4 protein-coding genes are annotated in these 3,014 nt (G+C 42.0%); all 4 read left to right on the forward strand.

Annotation, left to right across the window (positions count from 1 at the left end; all coding sequences use genetic code 11):
* The first annotated feature begins 218 nt into the window (after positions 1-218).
* Positions 219-365, forward strand: coding sequence for a hypothetical protein (locus tag CWC17_RS19405; protein WP_004589623.1), 147 nt, complete (start codon positions 219-221; stop codon positions 363-365).
* A 111-nt stretch (positions 366-476) separates the two neighbouring features.
* Positions 477-1,469 carry a hydrolase gene (locus CWC17_RS18850; protein WP_138614631.1) on the forward strand — a complete coding sequence of 331 codons (993 nt, stop codon included), beginning with the start codon at positions 477-479 and terminating at the stop codon, positions 1,467-1,469.
* A complete protein-coding gene (locus CWC17_RS18855; RefSeq protein ID WP_138540960.1) occupies positions 1,466-1,720 on the forward strand; it encodes a YheU family protein in 255 nt (84 codons plus the stop codon). The genes CWC17_RS18850 and CWC17_RS18855 overlap by 4 nt, the downstream gene beginning before the upstream one ends.
* 64 nt (positions 1,721-1,784) lie before the next feature.
* Positions 1,785-2,981, forward strand: a complete 1,197-nt coding sequence (locus CWC17_RS18860) for a dipeptidase (protein WP_138614633.1) — start codon at positions 1,785-1,787, stop codon at positions 2,979-2,981.
* Positions 2,982-3,014 lie beyond the last annotated feature (33 nt).

Below are 3,014 nucleotides of genomic sequence, written 5' to 3' on the forward strand. Positions count from 1 at the left end.
CTCCTCATTCTCTTCTCTTTGGGCAAAAAATCTTTAAGCCGATTGATTCTTCAAAGCCTATAGGCGCTGCAGTAGGAACTGAATAACCCCAAAAACATGATCTACATCAACTTTACTTGGTTACTTTTTCCACGCACGGAAATAGTTTGATCTCGATCACATTATGCTTTGCAAAGTCACTTTATGATGTCTCCATCAACTGAACGAGGAGATTAATCATGAACGTATTCTTTAGAGACTTTTTTAGCGACCCTGTTTTATTTATGTCTTTTGGGATTTTAGGCGTAGTGATTTCTCTTTGCCTATTTTACGCTTTTTACTTTATTAAAAAAATTAGCGAGGCTGAAGTTCCCGAGCATCATTAAGCACGACGCACAAAGCGCCTACTCAGGTTACTGATTAGGCGCTTTTTATTTTATAAAGCGAAAAATTTGGTACACTAACGTTTCGTTTTTTTCATAGTGCGTAGTACAAACATGATCAATAAGTTTAAACCAGCATGGTGGATGACCAATCGTCACGTTCAAACCATAATGCCGCGTTTTTTCCGCCCATTTCACAATACGTCCTACGAACTTGAGCAACTTGATACGCCCGACGGCGATTTTATTGAACTTGCATGGTCGCTGCCCCATAACGAAAACGCCCCTCTTGCTGTGGTTTTACATGGCCTTGAAGGCAACATAAATAGCTTTTATGCCAAAGGCATGATGAAAGCCTTAAAAAAGCAAGGTTATGCCGTAGTACTTATGCACTTTAGAAACTGCTCAAGCGAAGTTAACCGCTTACCGCGTGCTTATCATAGTGGTGATACCGCCGACTTAGCTTTTTTTATAAATCATTTAAGGGGGCAATTCCCCAGCCGCCCTATTATGGCTGTTGGTTTTTCGTTAGGGGGCAATGTACTGGCTAAATACCTAGGCGAAGAGCGAGAAAACTGCCCGTTAAGCGCCGCTGCAGTGGTTTCGGCTCCTTATGATTTATCCTCATCAAGCGATGTTATTCGTAAAAGCTTAGGCAAAATTTACCAAAAGTATTTGCTCGATAGAATGAAAAAATCAATGCAGCGTAAATTGCCACAAATTAAGCAGCAAATACCTATTACCTCTGAGCAGTTAATGAAAATTGACGATTTGCTGGAGTTTGATAATCAACTAACCGCTCCACTGCATGGCTTTGAAAACGCGCACGATTACTATCGCCAAGCCAGCGCAATGCCTTACTTAAAGCATATTGCGATTCCTACGTTAATCATTCATGCCAAAGACGACCCAATGTTGTCGATTAAAGCCGTGCCAAGTAGGCAAGATGTGAGTGAGCATGTTACCCTGAGCGTCTCTGAAAAAGGCGGCCACGTAGGGTTTATTAGCGGTAATAATCCGTTTAGGCCGGTATTTTGGCTTGAGCAAGCCGTTCCTTATTATTTTGGCCAGCACGTTCCCACTAAAGCGAGCAGTAAGCAGTTATGATTATCCCTTTTGAACAACTTGATAAAGACACCCTCTATAACCTAATTGAAAGCTACGTGCTTCGTGAAGGCACTGATTACGGTGAGCAAGAAGTGAGTATTCAAAGTAAAGTAGCGCAGGTTAATCAGCAGCTTAAAAATGGTGAAGCCATGGTGTTTTTTTCTGAGCTACATGAGTCAGTCACTATTATTTCAAAAAATGAATTTAAAGCACTGCAAAGTGAAGCGCATGAAGCACAGTCGTTTGATTAGCGCCTAACACTTGTAACTTTTGAGCTGAACGTACACAATGGCTTTTTACCCAAAGAGCCAAAACATGATAAAACTCAGCACTCTAGTGGTAGCCATATCACTAGCTTTAACACCACAAGCCTTTGCAGAGCAAGTAAAAAGCCCGTCAGACAAAGCAGTAAAACTAGCAAAAGACACTATTTTAATCGACACCCATATTGATGTACCTTATCGTATCCACGAAAAATGGGTTGATGTCACTAAAGCTACCGATGGCGGCGACTTTGACTACCCTCGCGCAGTTAAGGGCGGTTTAAACGCGCCATTTATGTCTATTTATATTCCTGCTCACTTAGAATTTGAAGGCAAAGGTAAAAGTTATCAGCTAGCCAATCAAATGATTGATAGCATGGAAGCCATTGCACTGCGCGCTCCCGACAAATTTGCCATTGCCAGCTCAACTGCAGATATAGAAGCGCAATTTGAGCAAGGTAAACTGTCAATTGCGATGGGCATGGAAAATGGCTCGCCAATTGAAGGTAAAATGGAAAACCTACAGCACTTTTTTGACCGCGGTGTACGCTACATCACGCTTGCGCACTCACAAAGCAACCATATTTCTGACTCGTCATACGATATTCGCCGTAAATGGAAAGGCTTAAGCCCATTTGGTAAAAAGCTGATAACTGAAATGAACAACATCGGTATGCTCATTGACGTATCGCATATATCAGATGATGCGTTTTATCAGGTAATGGAGCTATCTAAAACACCGGTTATTGCCTCACACTCTTCATTGCGCAAATACACGCCGGGCTTTGAGCGTAATATGAATGATGACATGTTACTAGCGCTTAAAAAGAATGGCGGGGTTATTCAAATTAACTTTGGCTCAAGCTTTGTAACCTCTCAAGCAGGTTCGTGGTACAAAGATCTCAAAAGTACTAAAGAGGCCGTTAAAAAAGAAGGCACTAAGCCAAGTAAGGACTTTGACGCAGCGTACCGTGCTAAAAACCCATTCCCGTTCGCAAGCCTTGAGCAAGTCCTTGATCACATTGACCATGTAGTTGAATTAATTGGTATTGATTACGTAGGTATTGGCTCTGACTACGACGGTGTAGGGGATTCATTACCGATTGGCCTAAAAGATGTAGCGAGCTACCCTAACCTAGTGCAAGGGTTAATGGACAGAGGCTATAGCGATGCCGACATTAAAAAGATTTTAAGCGAAAATACGCTAAGAGTGTGGAAGCAAGCCGAAGCATATGCGAAAAAGCACTAGCGTGTATGCTGTAAGCTGTAAGCTGTAAGCTGT

Origin of the sequence: Pseudoalteromonas sp. S3785, assembly GCF_005887365.1 — a bacterium.
GTDB lineage: Bacteria > Pseudomonadota > Gammaproteobacteria > Enterobacterales > Alteromonadaceae > Pseudoalteromonas.